Annotated in this window: 13 protein-coding genes; 9 read left to right on the top strand and 4 right to left on the bottom strand. The window is 51.2% G+C overall.

The window, feature by feature from the left end:
• Positions 1-12 precede the first annotated feature (12 nt).
• The 3 genes from ACAW87_RS14800 (at position 13) to ACAW87_RS14790 (ending at position 3,804) form a co-directional block, all read left to right on the top strand.
• Positions 13-1,392 carry a sugar transferase gene (locus ACAW87_RS14800; RefSeq protein WP_370724202.1) on the top strand — a complete coding sequence of 460 codons (1,380 nt, stop codon included), beginning with the start codon at positions 13-15 and terminating at the stop codon, positions 1,390-1,392.
• Between the two features lie 204 nt (positions 1,393-1,596).
• A complete protein-coding gene (locus ACAW87_RS14795) occupies positions 1,597-2,808 on the top strand; it encodes a serine hydrolase domain-containing protein (RefSeq protein ID WP_502918426.1) in 1,212 nt (403 codons plus the stop codon).
• 36 nt (positions 2,809-2,844) lie between these two features.
• Positions 2,845-3,804 (top strand): alpha/beta hydrolase, encoded by a 960-nt coding sequence (locus ACAW87_RS14790; RefSeq protein WP_370724200.1) that lies wholly within the window; start codon positions 2,845-2,847, stop codon positions 3,802-3,804.
• Positions 3,805-3,901: 97 nt separating this feature from the next.
• Here ACAW87_RS14790 and ACAW87_RS14785 read toward each other — a convergent pair whose 3' ends face one another.
• The gene (locus ACAW87_RS14785) at positions 3,902-4,804 is read right to left on the bottom strand and encodes a prohibitin family protein (RefSeq protein WP_370724199.1); all 903 of its coding nucleotides are present in this window, start codon (positions 4,802-4,804) and stop codon (positions 3,902-3,904) included.
• Between the two features lie 265 nt (positions 4,805-5,069).
• On the bottom strand, positions 5,070-5,483 hold the full coding sequence (locus ACAW87_RS14780) for a DUF1573 domain-containing protein (RefSeq protein ID WP_370724197.1): 414 nt from the start codon (positions 5,481-5,483) through the stop codon (positions 5,070-5,072).
• Between the two features lie 306 nt (positions 5,484-5,789).
• Here ACAW87_RS14780 and ACAW87_RS14775 point away from each other — a divergent pair, with 306 nt between their 5' ends.
• The 6 genes from ACAW87_RS14775 (at position 5,790) to ACAW87_RS14750 (ending at position 12,971) form a co-directional block, all read left to right on the top strand.
• On the top strand, positions 5,790-8,198 hold the full coding sequence (locus tag ACAW87_RS14775) for an alpha-ketoacid dehydrogenase subunit alpha/beta (protein WP_370724195.1): 2,409 nt from the start codon (positions 5,790-5,792) through the stop codon (positions 8,196-8,198).
• Between the two features lie 108 nt (positions 8,199-8,306).
• On the top strand, positions 8,307-9,797 hold the full coding sequence (locus ACAW87_RS14770) for a 4Fe-4S dicluster domain-containing protein (protein ID WP_370724194.1): 1,491 nt from the start codon (positions 8,307-8,309) through the stop codon (positions 9,795-9,797).
• 23 nt (positions 9,798-9,820) lie between these two features.
• Positions 9,821-10,351 (top strand): NADH-quinone oxidoreductase subunit J family protein, encoded by a 531-nt coding sequence (locus tag ACAW87_RS14765; RefSeq protein WP_370724192.1) that lies wholly within the window; start codon positions 9,821-9,823, stop codon positions 10,349-10,351.
• An 89-nt stretch (positions 10,352-10,440) separates the two neighbouring features.
• Entirely contained in the window at positions 10,441-10,752 is a 312-nt protein-coding gene (gene nuoK, locus ACAW87_RS14760) for an NADH-quinone oxidoreductase subunit NuoK (RefSeq protein WP_370724191.1), read from the top strand.
• Positions 10,749-11,363 carry a 2OG-Fe(II) oxygenase gene (locus ACAW87_RS14755; protein WP_370724190.1) on the top strand — a complete coding sequence of 205 codons (615 nt, stop codon included), beginning with the start codon at positions 10,749-10,751 and terminating at the stop codon, positions 11,361-11,363. Before nuoK ends, ACAW87_RS14755 begins: the two co-directional genes overlap by 4 nt.
• 123 nt (positions 11,364-11,486) lie before the next feature.
• A complete protein-coding gene (locus tag ACAW87_RS14750) occupies positions 11,487-12,971 on the top strand; it encodes a sulfatase (protein ID WP_370724189.1) in 1,485 nt (494 codons plus the stop codon).
• A gap of 72 nt (positions 12,972-13,043) precedes the next feature.
• Here the strand turns inward: ACAW87_RS14750 and ACAW87_RS14745 are convergent, their stop codons facing one another.
• A complete protein-coding gene (locus ACAW87_RS14745; protein WP_370724187.1) occupies positions 13,044-14,213 on the bottom strand; it encodes a PSP1 domain-containing protein in 1,170 nt (389 codons plus the stop codon).
• Positions 14,214-14,325: 112 nt separating this feature from the next.
• Positions 14,326-15,609 carry a phosphoribosylamine--glycine ligase gene (purD, locus tag ACAW87_RS14740; RefSeq protein WP_370724186.1) on the bottom strand — a complete coding sequence of 428 codons (1,284 nt, stop codon included), beginning with the start codon at positions 15,607-15,609 and terminating at the stop codon, positions 14,326-14,328.
• Positions 15,610-15,717: the final 108 nt, after the last annotated feature.

The following is a 15,717-nucleotide window of genomic DNA, read 5'->3' as shown; positions in this document are numbered from 1 at the left end:
TAGTTTGTCTATATGAAACATAGGTATTCCATTCTCCTCTTTCCGCTACACGTCTTCCTGGATTTCGTGTGTCTGAATACGTCCTTCGCTGGTGCTTACTGGCTAAAGTTCGGGGAGATGGCCGGTATTGCGCAACCACCTTACCAATCCCTTTGGATTGCCTTCAATGTAGTTTGGGCCGTAATAGTGCTGGTAACACGACCTTATGTTTTTCCCCGGCAGCTTTTCAAAGCCATTCCGTTGCTTAAAAAGTTGGTTTATCTGGCTGCTGTTCATGCCGCCATCATTGCGCTCCTCTGGCTCTTTGTACAGGGCATTTACTTCTCGAGGGGACAATTAGCCTACACCTATATTCTCTTTTTGCTTACCGGTGGTCTTTTCCGGTTGGGTGGTCTGCTATTCCTACAGGAATATCGGGCAAGAGGCTATAACAACCGCCGGTTTATAGTAGTTGGTTATGGCAAACTGGCACAAACAATTACTGACTTTTACCAGGCACATCCCGAAATGGGATTTCAGTTTCAGGGGTACTTTGACTGGCCTACAGAATACAACAAAGAAGCGCTTTCGGGATCGTATACCGATCTGGCAAAATTTATACCTGTCCAGGGGATTGATTGCGTGTATTGCTGTCTGCCCTACATCGATAACACGCAGCTAAAAGGAATCGTTGATCAGTCAGAATTCCTTGATTATCAAGTGAAATTACTGGTCGATTTCAGAGGCTTCCTGACCAAAGGGGCCTCGGTTGAGTACCACGACTTTCTGCCCGTTCTGAACCTGTCGACGAAAGAGCTGGATGATTTCCGGGTTGCTTTCTTCAAACGCTCATTCGACATTGCTTTTTCGCTGGGCGTGCTGGTTGCTGGCGCACCAATTTTTGCCATAATCGCGCTGATAACCCGTTTCACATCGAACGGTCCTGTTTTTTATACGCAGGAACGCATTGGACATCGGGGTAAACCGTTCATGATCTATAAGTTTCGGAGCATGTACGTCGATGCCGAAAAAGCTGGGCCATCCTTGTCACAGGGACATATCGACAACCGGATAACACCCTGGGGACGGTTTATGCGGCAGACCCGTATCGATGAAATTCCGCAGTTTGTCAACGTCTTGTTTGGCAACATGTCAATAGTAGGTCCGCGCCCTGAACGTCAGTATTTTATTGACAAAATCACCGAGGTTGCTCCCGAATATACTGACCTGCTTAAAGTGAAACCCGGTATTACGTCTATCGGACAGATTCGCTTTGGCTATGCTGCGAACGTAGAAGAAATGGTTGAGCGCCTGCGGTATGACCTGCTCTATCCTAAACGCCGCTCCCTGTCATTCGACCTGTGGATCATTGCTCAAACACTCCGGGTGATGGCACAGGGAAGAGGCCGCTGACTTTAGTTTAAGCTGGTTTTACCCCCACCTTTGCTCTGACAGGTGTTGATTACCCACAATCGTAGCGCTACTTTTACAGCAGAATAAACTTCGGCAGACGCAGTGGCTTGTTCTTTTTTGATTGTTGATAACCGCATTGTGTGAGACTGGTTTGTGTTGATGAGATTACTATTGCGTCGTTGGGCATATAAAGCCCCTATCTTCTTGCTGATTCTTTTTTGCAGCGTCGCCTGTGAACAATCAGCACAATACAAAGCCAATCAGTCGGTGGCTGAACTGCGTAACTGCGCCGACGAGCAAGTGCTATCGCCCACAGAAGAAGCCAGCTTGCGAACAGCCATTGGAGCAGACGAAAAGACTAGGCAAATAGACGCTATTATTCAGCAGAAAGTACGGGGCGGTCTAAATGGCAATGTGCTGGTAGCTCAGAAAGGCCTTATTCTGTATAAGCGTTGCTTCGGACTAGCTCATTTCGAGAAGAGCGCACGCGACTCACTCGTTGAACAGTCAAAGTTTCAACTGGCCTCGCTGTCTAAAACGTTTACGGCCATTGCCATATTGAAACTTCAGGAATCAGGAAAGCTGGCTTTTACTGATTCTATTCAGCGCTTCTTTCCTGATTTTCCGTATCATAACATCACCATTCGTGATCTGCTTAGTCATCGCAGCGGCTTACCCAACTACGTATATTCCTTCGACGACAGCATGAAGGTGAATTATTACCGAAAAGACCCTAAGCTGCCCAACAACGCCGATGTAATGCATTGGTTTGCTACTGTAAAGCCAACACCTCCCAAATACAACGTACCTGGCCGGGGCTTTTCCTACAACAATACCAACTACATGGTGTTGGCCGCTATTGTAGAAAAAGTAACCAAACAACCGTTCGACGACTACCTGCGGCGTACTATTTTTCTACCGTTGGGCATGCATGATACCTATGTAGCCACCACGAAAAACGATTCGATCAACCTCTTCCGAACGGCCGGGTACCAAAGTAGTCGACGCATTCCGAAAGATTATTTTGACAATGTGGTTGGCGATAAGGGCGTATATTCAACCATTGGCGACCTGTTCCGTTGGTATCGGGCATTGAACGGCGACTGCCTGTTATCTCGCAAAACGTTGTCAGAAGCCTTTATTCCACGCAGTTTCGAGCGGAAAGGACAGCGGAATTATGGCTATGGCTTCCGAATGCAACTTGATGCTACTAACCAACCTGAATTTATTTACCATACCGGCTGGTGGAAAGGCTACAACACGATGTTCTGGTTTAGCCCCAAAGATGAGTATGTTATCATTATTCTCGGCAATCGACTCAACTCCACGGTCTACCGTGTGCAGGAACTAATTGATATACTTCACGGCGGTGCCAAGCAAGGGGTTGGGGATGTCAATGGAGAGGTAGAGATCTAAGGGAAAGGGCTTTGTTTAATAACGAAGCCCTTTTTTATGCACTATTTATCCACCGTTTCCCGGCTATTTATAGCCTCTCTGTTTTCTATCACTGCTATGGCGCAGACAACCACGCCCGGGGAAGTTATTCCGCTCTGGCCTGCTGACCGCATGCCGAATGTACTCACATCCCCTCAGTCGGCTACGATTAGAGAGACGGCGACTAACAATGGAGGTATTCTACGTATTGGTGATGTGGTTACGCCCACGCTAACCGTTTACCCCGCCAAAAAGCAGGCCGGAAGCACCGCGCCTGGCAGTGCGGTAATGATTTGCCCCGGCGGCGGATACTCCATTTTGGCCGCCGAACACGAAGGATCTGACATCGCCAACTGGTTTGCGGAGCGGGGCATTACGGCCTTTGTGCTGAAATACCGCTTGCCCGATGCCCGATTGCAACAAACGCCCCACGAAGCCCCCCTTTCCGACGCCATGCAGGGAATGCGCCTGATTCGGCAACAGGCATCCCGCTTTGCTATCGATCCGAATAAAATTGGCGTAATGGGCTTTTCGGCGGGTGGTCATCTGGCGGCTACCCTGTCGACTCATTACGATAAAGGTGCATCGGCAGACCAACAGGCCAAGCCTAATTTTTCCATTCTGATGTATCCGGTTATCACGTTTGGGGAAAAGGCTCATTCAGGCTCACGCACAAAATTGCTGGGTACGTTAGCTAGTGACCCAACATGGGTTAATTACTATTCGAACGAAAAGCAGGTGTCGGCTACTACGCCACCTACTTTTCTGGTACATGCCATGAATGATAAAGGAGTACCGGTCGAAAACAGCATTGACTACTACCTTGCCTGCCTGAAACAGGGCGTTACCGCCGAGATGCACCTCTACCCTACCGGAGGTCATGGTTTTGCCCTGCGTACAAAGCCCAACGAGTCGGTCTCTACCTGGCCCAATGCCCTCGAAAAATGGCTGAAACAACTACTAATTGTTGGACAGTAGGTATTTGGGCAAAAATAGGCGCAGAGGGCATAGAGTTCTTCCATTAGTTTATCAAAAGAACTCTGTGCCCTCTGCATCTCTGTCTTGACTCTATTTCTTAGTTATTTAGCAGTAAAGGCACGTTACCGCGCCCCCCCATGATCACAATTTTTGTGTTTGGAGATGCCGCTAACTCTTTCTGTGCTTTGATCTGTTCGTATTGCAACTGCTTATCGCTTAGGCCAGTCGAGAGTATTTTCTGGTAATCGGCGATTCCCTGGGCTTCAACGCGTTTACGCTCAGCCTCCTGCTTTTCTTTCTGGAGAACGAACTGCATTTTCTGCGCCTCCTGCTCCGCACTGATCTTCGACTCGATGGTTAGTTTCACCGAATTAGGCAGGTTGATTTTCCGAATCAATAATTGTTCCAGTAACAATCCCCGTTTCCGAAAATCGGTTTCGATGCTCTTGTAGATCCGGTTTTGAAACTCATCCCGCCTTGATGAGTACAAGGCTACCGCATCGTAGTAAACCGCGTTGTCCCGAATACGCGTACGAGTTACCGGCCGTACAATCTTATCGTTGTAATCGGTACCGATTTCACGGTAAATGCGCGGTGCATCAGCCGAAATTACCCGATACAGTACGGTAAGATCGACTACCACTTCCAGACCGTCTGCAGTAAGAACGCGAATAGCATCATCGCCTTTCTTTTCACCCTCGTCAGTATCTGCCGACATGGTATAGTTCTGCGTTTTTACGTCAAACTTCGTAACGGAAGCCAGAGGATTTACAAAATTCAGGCCGGGCATGAGCACCGTATCCGTCACTTTACCAAAAAGAGAAACAATGCCAACCTGACCCGCGTCGACCTGCCGAATGCTAGCTGTTAACGCGCCAACCAGCGTGATAGCGATACCAACTATTTTAACGGGCCTTGCATAATGAGCAATGGCCAACGAAGGCGTATTAATGGCAAAACCGGCAATAAGCACAGCTATACCGATAACGATGAAAAACATAGTGTTTGAGTGGTTAAGACTGTCTCAAACCTAGTCAATTTCAACTTATTACAAATAAATACCGGAAGAGCGGAAACGGGTATATGGAATCGGCGGCAGGGCAAGACGAACAAAAAAGCACCCGGTACACTACCGGGTGCTTTTCAGATACTACTTGATCAATTAACCCTTCAGTAAAAGAGGTTAAACAGTCTAAGTCTCTAACAATAGACTTAACAATCGGACTAGTGTCGACGACTGTTAAGACTGACGACTCAGAACTATATTATTTCGTTCCTTTCTTTTTGCTGGCTGCCTCAGCAGCTTCTTTAGAAACTACTTCGCCTTTCAATGTCAAATACACCGTTGATGTTTTGGCATTACTAGTGATAGTGACCGTTTTGTTGAACGGACCCATGCCAGCAGCGTTGAAAGTAGCCGATATCTGACCTGTCTGACCCGGAGCAACTGGCTCTTTAGACCAAGTTGGTTTGGTGCAGCCACAAGAAGCTACAGCGTCGGTCACTACGATGGGAGCTGTACCCGTGTTTTTGAATGTAAATACGTGGGTTACAGGTTTACCCTGCTCGATTTTGCCAAAATCGTGGGCCTCTTTAGCAAAGGCAGCTACCCCGTCCTGGGCGAAGCTAACACTAACAAAGGCAAAAAGAGCTACGAAAAGTGATAATGCGGTTTTCATTGCTTAATCAGATATTGGTTTGGTTGTCTGGTAGATTCAGATGCTAAAACAAATATACCGCAAACGCTTTGCCAAAGAGTGTTTGGCGGTCACGGTTTTAACAAAGAAATCGAAAAAATCGTTTTTTTGATCGGTGGGTTCCTTTACTGTACTTTTACTATTCAAGGATTTCCAACCCACATTACACTGCGTTAGAGTTGCAAACGCAGTAGGGGTTTAACTCATGTGCCAACTTTTTCTATCCAACAGCCAGTCAGCACATCACTTCATCGTTCAGAAATTTGACCATTAACCCGTGCCCATGCTGTGATTGTAAATGAACCCATTCGCACAACAGACGCTCTGACCCGGGAGATCATCCTGGCCGACTACCGAATTGCCTGTGAGAGCCGACAGGTTAGCCTCCTGGGCCGAAAGGACGTGATGGGTGGCCGGGCCAAGTTCGGTATCTTCGGTGATGGCAAAGAGCTTGCTCAACTAGCCGCAGCCCGTGCTTTTCAGCGCGGCGATTTCCGGTCCGGTTATTATCGGGATCAAACCTTTGTGGCCGCGCTGGGCGAGTTACGATGGTCTGAGTTCTTCGCCCAACTCTACGCCCATACCGACATTGCCCACGACCCTAATACAGCGGGCAGATCAATGAATGGCCACTTTGCTACTCGCTGGCTCGACGAGCAGGGACATTGGCGCAACCAGACAGACCTATTCAATTCAGTCTGTGATATTGCCCCTACCGCCGGCCAATTTCCGCGCTCTTTGGGGCTGGCCTACGCCTCTAAACTATATCGTGATAATGCTGAACTGGCTAGCCTGACGCAGTTTTCGCGGCAGGGAAACGAAATTACGTTTGCCAACATCGGCGACGCATCTACCTCGCAGGGCATGTTCTGGGAAACGCTCAATGCAGCGGGCGTTCTGCAAGTGCCACTGCTGGTGTCCGTTTGGGACGATGGCTACGGCATTTCGGTGCCGGTTGAACTCCAGACAACGAAAGGCAGTATCTCTAAAGCATTGGCCGGTTTTCAGCGCGACGAGAACGACAAAGGCTTTGCCATTTTCACGGTTAAAGGCTGGGACTACGCCGCCCTGGTAGACACCTACGAGAAAGCCGCTCATATCTGCCGCACCGAACACGTACCTGTGCTGGTGCATGTGCAGGAACTGACCCAACCGCAGGGCCACTCGTCGTCAGGTTCGCACGAACGCTATAAACCTACCAATCGATTGACTTGGGAACGGGAATATGATTGCAACAAGCAATTCCGCGCCTGGATTCTGGCTAACGATGTGGCTACTGAAGAAGAACTGGTAACCCTCGAAAAAGAAGCGCTGACAACCGCACGCGACGCCCGGAACAGAGCCTGGAAAGCCTTTCAGCAGTCAATGGCCGGCGACCAGACCGATGTGCTCGATCTACTGCAACAGGCTGCTCGCAATCACCCCAAATCAGCTGATCTGATGGGGATTCGGATGGAATTGCAGCAAACAGTGACGCCCCTTTACCGCGATTCGGTTACCGCTGTTCGAAAAGCCCTCCGCTTGCTGCGTACCGATCAGGGGCAGGGTAAACAGGCATTGGCACACTGGATAACGAACATAGCCGCCCAACATACCGACCGTTTCAGCTCCCACCTGTATAGCCAGTCCGACGAGTCGCCGCTACGGGTGACGGCCATTCCGGCCCAGTACTCCGACGAGAGCCCGATGCTCGATGGCTACCTGATTATGCAGCGCTATTTCGACAGTCTGTTTGGCCGAGAACCGCGTGCTGTAGCGATTGGCGAAGACGTTGGGCATATTGGCGATGTGAATCAGGGGTTTGCCGGTCTTCAGGAAAAATATGGACATCTGCGCATTACTGACACTGGTATTCGCGAAACCACCATTATCGGTCAGGGAATTGGCCTGGCCATGCGTGGTCTTCGACCCATCGTTGAGATTCAGTATTTCGACTATATTTTCTATGCACTGGCTACGCTAACCGATGATCTGGCCACGCTGCAATACCGTACCAAAGGCGGTCAGAAAGCGCCGGTCATTATTCGTACACGCGGGCACCGGCTGGAAGGAATCTGGCATTCAGGTTCACCAATGGGGGCTATGCTGAATAGCCTGCGTGGCATTCATGTGCTGGTACCACGCAACATGGTGCAGGCAGCCGGATTTTATAACACCCTGATCAAAAGCGACGACCCCGCCCTGCTGGTTGAATGCCTGAACGGCTACCGGTTGAAAGAACGCCTGCCCGACAACATCGCTGAGTTTTGTCTGCCGCTGGGCGTACCCGATATATTGCAGGAAGGAAACGATGTGACGGTGGTTACGTACGGGTCGATGTGCCGGATTGTGCTGGAAGCCGCCGCGCAACTGGCCGAAACCGGTATTTCGGTAGAAGTGATTGATGTACAAACTTTGTTACCCTTCGATCTGACGGGGACGATTGTTGAATCACTCCGCAAAACGAGCCGGGTATTGTTTGCCGATGAAGATTTCCCTGGTGGCGCGTCTGCCTACATGATGCAGCAGGTGCTCGATCAGCAGGATGGCTACCGCTATCTCGACTCAGCACCGCGTACACTAACGGCCAAAGCCCATCGCCCGCCCTACGGTTCCGACGGTGATTATTTCTCAAAACCATCTGTAGATGATGTGTTCGAAGCCGTGTACGCAATCATGCACGAAGCCGAACCAAACCGGTTTCCAGCGTTGTATTAATGAGTGAATGTGCGAATGAGTGACTGTGCAACTGTTTGGAGGTATACACAACGATTCCGCATCGAGATATTCGCACAATCACTCATTTGCCTATTTACTCATTGACTCATGTCTTACTTTTCTGATATAAGCGACGGCATACGCACCACGTTGAAGGGCCTCAGTCTAACGGTTCGTCACCTGCGGAATGCTACGCATCGCCGCGAGTCGATGGGTGTGGCTGATGACCGCTATTTCGATTTGAAAGACGGGCTGGTAACGCTGCAATACCCGCACGAGCAACTGCCCATTCCCGATAATGGCCGCTACCGCCTGCACAACGAAATCGACGATTGCATTGTCTGCGATAAATGTGCCAAGGTCTGCCCCGTCGATTGCATCACCATCGACCCGATTAAGGCGACTGAAGAAGTAGGCCGCGCTTCTGACGGGTCGCCCATCCGCCTTTACGCCGCTCAGTTCGACATCGACATGGCCAAGTGCTGCTACTGTGGCCTATGTACCGTGGTTTGCCCCACCGAGTGCCTGACGATGGAGAAAAAATTCGACTACAGCACCTTCAACCTAAGCGATCTGAATTACGAATTCGCGAACCTGACACCCGAGCAAGCCGACGAAAAACGGGCACTTTACGAACAGTTTGTCAAAGAAAAAGAAGACGCTAAACGCCTTAAGCAGGAACAGACGGTTAGCAAAGCGGCTGAGTCTACAACTGGCGACGTACCTGCAACCGAACTGCCAGCGAAACCCAAACCTGCCTTCCGTCCGGGCATGAAGCCAACGGCAAAACCGGCAGTAGCCCCGACTACCGAGGCAGAAAACCCCGCTATGGCGGGGCAGGTTGCACCTGAATCGGCGAAAGCAGACATACCCGCCGAAACGAACGTACCTGACGCTCCTGCTGTAGCACCAAAACCACGCCCCGTTTTCCGACCCGGTATGAAACCTGCGGCAAAGGTGGATGTACCTACGCCCCCGCCCGCCGAAACAGGAAACTCTACGGAAGGGAATCAGTTGCACCCCTTGACGGACCCGACTCCCGATGAGGCAGAAGCCATTGCAATGAAAGGTGTGGCTGAGCAACCGAACGTAACTGAGCCGCTCACAGCTGCTGAAAAAGACGTTCCTGAGTCCGCATTACCGCTGCCAACAACGTCTAAAAAGACGGCTCCATTCAGGCCAACGATGAAACCAGCCGCTCTTGCATCAGTTACGCCTCCAGTTCCAGCTGTCGAAGAAGGCACCAACGTACCTGAGTCGAACGTACCTGAAACAGCTGCTCCCAAGCCGAAACCTGCTTTCAGGCCAACCATGAAGCCGACGGCACCAAAAGCGGTTACGCCTGAAGAGCCGATTATAGATAAAGCCAGTGAAGACGTTGTAAAGCCAGCGGAAGAAACACCCGTAGCGAAGCCTAAACCAGCTTTCAGGCCAACCATGAAGCCCGTCCAGCCAAAAACGACAACCACTGATGAGCCTACAGGTACGTCTGAGGCAACAGCATCGGGCGAGGCACCTGTTCAGCCCGTAGAGGAGCCGCCAGCAGCGAAGCCGAAACCTGCTTTCAGGCCAACGATGAAGCCCAAATCGTCAGAATAGTCGAAATTTGAGCGACATAACCTATGATACAAATCGCCTTTTTCTCTTTTGTTGCCCTGACGCTGGTGAGCGCTGTAGGTTTGTTGCTTACCCGTAATGTGCTGTATGCGGCCTATTTGCTGCTACTCACGCTATTGGGTGTGGCAGCCCTGTTTGTTTTCGCGGGCGCCGATTTTCTGGCGGTGTCGCAACTAGTCGTTTACGTGGGAGGCGTACTGGTGTTGGTGCTTTTCGGCGTTATGCTGACGAACAAGCCCGCTTCAGCAGTATCCGGTAACACACCTGTTAGCGAACGTCCCAACCAGATTCTAACCGAAAATCGTCGTCCGTGGCTGGCTGTTGCTCTGGCGCTTGGCCTTTTCTGGGGGCTCAGCCGTCTATTGATCAACGCACATTTTGTCATGTTCGACCGACCGGTTTCAATCGCGTCAACAACAGTAGACGTCATCGGCAAACAGTTAATGACCGAGTACGTATTACCCTTCGAAATCATTAGTATCCTCCTGCTGGTAGCCCTGGTCGGCGCTGGCTATCTGGCAAAACTTAAACAGTGAACAGTTATCAGTTATCAGCTCTGCCAAGGAGCGCTCCCTAGCAGAGCTGATAACTGATAACTGATAACTGTTCACTGATAACTGATAACATGGAACCTCAATCATCGGGTATTCTTCTTTTAGTGGCGGCGGCATTGTTCAGCATTGGGCTGGCGGTGGTGCTGACCAAACGGCATGCCGTTGTGGTGCTGATGGGTGTCGAGTTGATGCTCAATGCGGTCAACCTCAACCTGGTTGCGTTCAGCCAGTACGACCCAGACCGGTTACAGGGGCAGTTGTTCAGCCTGTTTGTGATTGTTGTGGCCGCCGCTGAAGCCGCCGTAGCGCTCTCGATGGTCATTCAGGTGTATCGCCATTTCCGCACCGTCCGCCTCGACGAACTTACGGATCTACAGCAATGACCGATGTTGAACTGCTGTTTGAATCGCTGATCGACGGTATCCTTGACCGGGGTTACGGTGTGGTCGATTCGTTTCTGTCGCCCGACGAAGTAGTTGCCCTCCGCCATACGCTTCTGAAACGCCAGGAGGCAGGTCAGTTTCGCGAAGCAGGCATCGGTAACGGACAAGCGGCTATTGAAAAATCAATCCGTGGTGATGAAATTCTGTGGCTCGATGCCACAACGACTACCCCCGAAGAAACGGCTTTTCTGGAGCGGATCGATCAGTTTATTGGGTACGTTAACCGAACCTGTTACCTCGGCCTGCGCGATAGTGAACTGCACTACGCCCGTTACCCCATAGGTACGTTCTATAAGCGCCACCTCGACCGGTTTCGCGCCGATTCAAGGCGTAGACTCTCCGTTATTTGCTACCTCAACGACAACTGGCAACCTACCGACGGTGGGCAATTGGCCGTATACATACCCAACTCCGATTGTGGCGAACAAACAATATTGATCGAGCCTGTAGGTGGTCGGTTGGTCTGTTTCGATAGTGGTTTACTGGAACATGAGGTGCTGCCCGCCAATCGTGACCGGCTGAGCATTACAGGCTGGCTCAGAAACGCCTGATTGGTCGGGTATGTAGATTTCACTCCTCTGTAGAGGCGGGCTGAAGCCCGCGTTACGTGCTGTGTTTTGCCCTGAAAATGTGGTAGTTTCGATCGTGAATAATCTACTAAAACGTTTACCGTTATGAAAGCACTGAGCCGTCGACTGGGTACGTCGGGCTATTTTCTTGTTCTTTCCAGTTGTCTGCTCGCTTTTCTGTTTGTGATGGCCACCAGCAAGCCTGCTCCATCACGATCAGCAGCGCCACCGAAGTACAATGTGCTGTTCATCATATCCGACGATCTCCGGCCTGAACTCGGCGCATATGGTGTATCGATGATTAAAACGCCAAACATCGACCGGATTGCGGCGCGTGGTACCCGATTCGACAACGCCTATGCCCAGTACCCGGTCTGTAATCCGTCGCGTACGTCGTTTCTGACCGGCCGTTATCCAACGCAAACGGGCGTAATGAACAATAACGATTACTTCCGGCTGACCCACCCTGAGTTTGTAACGCTGCCGCAACACTTCAAGGCAAATGGCTATGTAACCTTACGCACTGGCAAGATTTTTCACGGCGGTATCGACGATCAGGTTTCGTGGACAGAAGGCGGTGAGCCAACCAATCCCGGTATTACTGAGCGGGGCAAAACGCCCGCCAAACAACCCGTTGAGAAAGTAGACGAGCCAGATAACGAGCCTAAAGACAAACCACTCAGCAAAGCCTCTGCCTCGGACCGAATCATTGTGTTGCCCGGCAACGGCCAAAACCACGGCGATTACAAAACAGCCAGCCGTGCCATAACGTATCTGGATACGTATAAGAATCAACCCTTCTTTCTGGCCGTTGGATTTGTGAAACCCCATAGCCCACCAACGGCACCGAAGCAGTTTTTCGACCTGTACGATGTCGATAAAATGGAACTCCCCATCGATTTTGGCACCACGCCAAAAGCACCGGTAGGCTTTCCAGCCATTTCGATTTCCCAAACCAATAGCGATCTGTTCATTGCCCGAGAGTCGACACCCGAGCTATCGAAAGAAATGAAGCGGGCCTATTATGCATCGACCAGCTTTATGGATGCGCAGGTTGGGCGGGTCATGGACGCGCTGGAACGGAACAAGCTGCAAGACAACACGATCGTTGTTTTCTTCGGCGACCACGGCTACCACCTCGGCGAAAAAGGAAAGTGGTCGAAGGCCTATTCGCTCTACGAACTGGGCTTACGCGTACCGCTGATCATTGCCATGCCAAAGGGAAAAGGTCAACACAGCGCGCAGGTTGTTCAACTGCTTGATTTGTACCCAACGCTGGCTGAACTCTGCGGCCTGCCTAAACCAACCGCTATCGAAGGGCACAGTCTATCACCACTGTTGAAGAAAACGGATAGTCAATGGACGTACCCGGCCTACAGCGTAACGTCTGTTCAGAACAAGCTGGGCAAATCAGTGCGTACAAAGCGCTGGCATTATGTAGAGTGGGAAGAAGGGAAAGCCGGTTCCATGCTGTTTGAACACCCAACTGACCCGCACGAACTGAAGAACTTGGCCGATGGTGCTTCGTATAGCAATACGGTTCAGGAGATGAAAAAGCTGTTGAAACAGATGCCGACTGCCAGTAAGTAAACGTACCTGGATTTAATCAAAAAACGCCCCTGACTTGACGTCAGGGGCGTTTTTTGATTAAATCCAGGTACGTTAGCGCTTCTTTTTCTTCTTTCCGCTGTTGCCGCCACCGCCGCGAATCGCGTATTTCTTGTCGAGCTGCGTGAGGTCAGCGTTGAGGGCGGCAAGGGGAACCACTTCCTTCTCACCAACGGGCGTGAGCACGTCGAACGATTCGGGGATGACGCCTTGCTTGTTCAGTGCCACGATCTCGATGACCCGCTTGATCGGTAGCGGGTGCCAGGTGCTTTCTGAACTGTAGCCGAACCACATGATCTTGCGGAAGATGTCGGTCTTCTGCAAAAACGCGCGGCCTTTCTGCGTTTCCAGCGGCTTTTCAACTGTCGGGATATCGCGCAGGGCGTCTACGTAGGTATCGAGTTCGTAATTCAGGCAGCACTTTAGTCGCCCACACTGACCCGACAACTTCGCCGGGTTGAGCGACAGGTTTTGGTACCGTGCCGCCGACGTGGTGATGTTCTTGAAATCAGTAAGCCAGGTAGAGCAGCACAGTTCGCGACCACACGATCCGATACCGCCAATCCGTCCCGCTTCCTGCCGGAGACTGATCTGCCGCATTTCCACGCGCACCTTGAACTCGCCCGCCAGCATCTTGATCAACTCCCGGAAATCGACGCGCTCTTCTGACGAGTAATAAAACGTCGCCTTCGTGTTGTCGGACTGAAACTCAACGTCCGACAATTTCATGTGCAGTTTCAGTTCCCGCACAATCTCACGCGCCCGGTACAAACTCGGCAGATCGCGCAACACAGCCTGTTCGTGCTTTTCCAGATCGCGGGCTGTAGCCAGACGGTGAATTGCCTTGGTATCGTCGTTGATCTGAACGTGCTTGCGTTTCAGTTGCAACCGCACCAGATCGCCCTGCATCGACACGGCACCAAGGTGGTAGCCCGACGTCATTTCGCAGACCACAAAATCGCCTGTTGTCAGGTCGAGGTTGTGAACGTTCCGGTAATATTCTTTCCGGCCACCTTTAAATTTCACTTCAACGACCCCGTAGGCCGGACCGGCAATCGGCGTCATGTCGCTTAGCCAGTCGAATGAATTCAGCTTATTGCAGCCACCGGATGAGCAGCCCCCGCTCGAACAACCTGCCGTTTTGGTCGCCACTTCGGCCCCGCCACTGTCAACTGTTTTCGCTTTAGACCCACACCCGCCAACCGCACAGGATTGACATCCCATGGTTTGATTTACGAAGTACGAATTACGATGTACGATTTACGCGCTGCCTGTTAACTCAACGCCTTGTGGAGCGGAGCCAATCGTACATCGTAATTCGTACTTCGTAAATCCGTTAGTCTTGGTACCGGAGTAAATCCAGCCCTATATCTTTTCGGAAATACTTTCCGTCATAACTCACCGCCCGGGCCGCTTCCTGCGATTTCCGAACGGCATTCTCGAGCGAGTTTGCCAGGGCCGTAATGGCCAGCACCCGCCCACCGTTGGTCACTACCGAACCATCGTGGTTGGTTGTTCCCGCGTGAAAAGCTGTCACATCGTCCAGCCGGTCGAGGTCGGTGATGGGTTTGCCTTTTTCGTACTCATTGGGGTACCCACCAGCCACCAATACCGTTGTAACAGCGGTCTGCGGCGACACCTGCATCGCTATTTTGTCCAACTCCCCATCAGCGGCTGCCACCAGCAATTCAACTAAATCAGTCTGAATGCGAGGCAGTACTACTTCGGTTTCGGGGTCACCCATGCGGGCGTTGTACTCAATGACGACGGGTTCACCTTTCACGTTCATCAACCCAATAAAGATAAAGCCTTTATAAACGATTCCCTCCTGTTGAAGGCCCGCCAATGTTGGCTTCACCACGCGTTCTTCTACTTTCTGAAGAAACGTTTTATTCGCAAAAACAACCGGCGATACGGCACCCATTCCCCCCGTATTAGGCCCGGTATCACCTTCGCCAATCCGTTTGTAGTCTTTAGCTTCGGGCAAAATTTTGTAGTTCACCCCGTCGCTCAACACAAAAACGGATAGCTCAATTCCCCGCAAAAACTGCTCAATCACCACCCGGTGGCCTGCCTCGCCAAACCGGCCTCCCAGCATCTGGCGCAGGGTATCTTTTGCCTCCTGAACCGTCTCGGCAATAATCACGCCCTTTCCGGCAGCCAACCCGTCGGCCTTCAAAACAATGGGCAGTGAATGACTTTCCAGGTACGTTAGCCCTTCCTCGATGGTCTCGCCGGTGAACGTTTGCGATGAGGCCGTGGGTACGTTGTGCTGCGCCATGAACCGCTTCGAGAAATCTTTGCTTCCCTCCAGCTGGGCACCCTGCGCATCGGGACCAACAATACGCAGTTTAGCCATATCGGGCTGCTGACGTAGGTAATCCACCACGCCTTTTACCAGAGGCTCTTCGGGGCCAACCAGTACCAGATCGATCTGGTGAGTACGTACCGCTTCGGCAATAGCGGTGAAATCAGAAAAACCAAAAGGCAAGTTGGTTGCGATTTGTGCCGTACCTGCATTACCAGGCGCTACAAAGAGGCTGTCGCATAAAGGACTCTGGGTTAGTTTCCAGGCAAACGCATGTTCACGCCCCCCCGAGCCAAGTATAAGTATATTCATGTACTGATTTACGAATTACAAATTACAAATTACGAATTAGCGTTGCTGGCTTACCGTATCCTGACGAGGCGGAGCCAATCGTAATTCGTAATTCGTACGTTGTAATTC

The organism is Fibrella aquatica (assembly GCF_041321135.1).
Taxonomy (GTDB): domain Bacteria; phylum Bacteroidota; class Bacteroidia; order Cytophagales; family Spirosomataceae; genus Fibrella; species Fibrella aquatica.
This window is presented reverse-complemented; position numbering and strand designations above follow the sequence as displayed.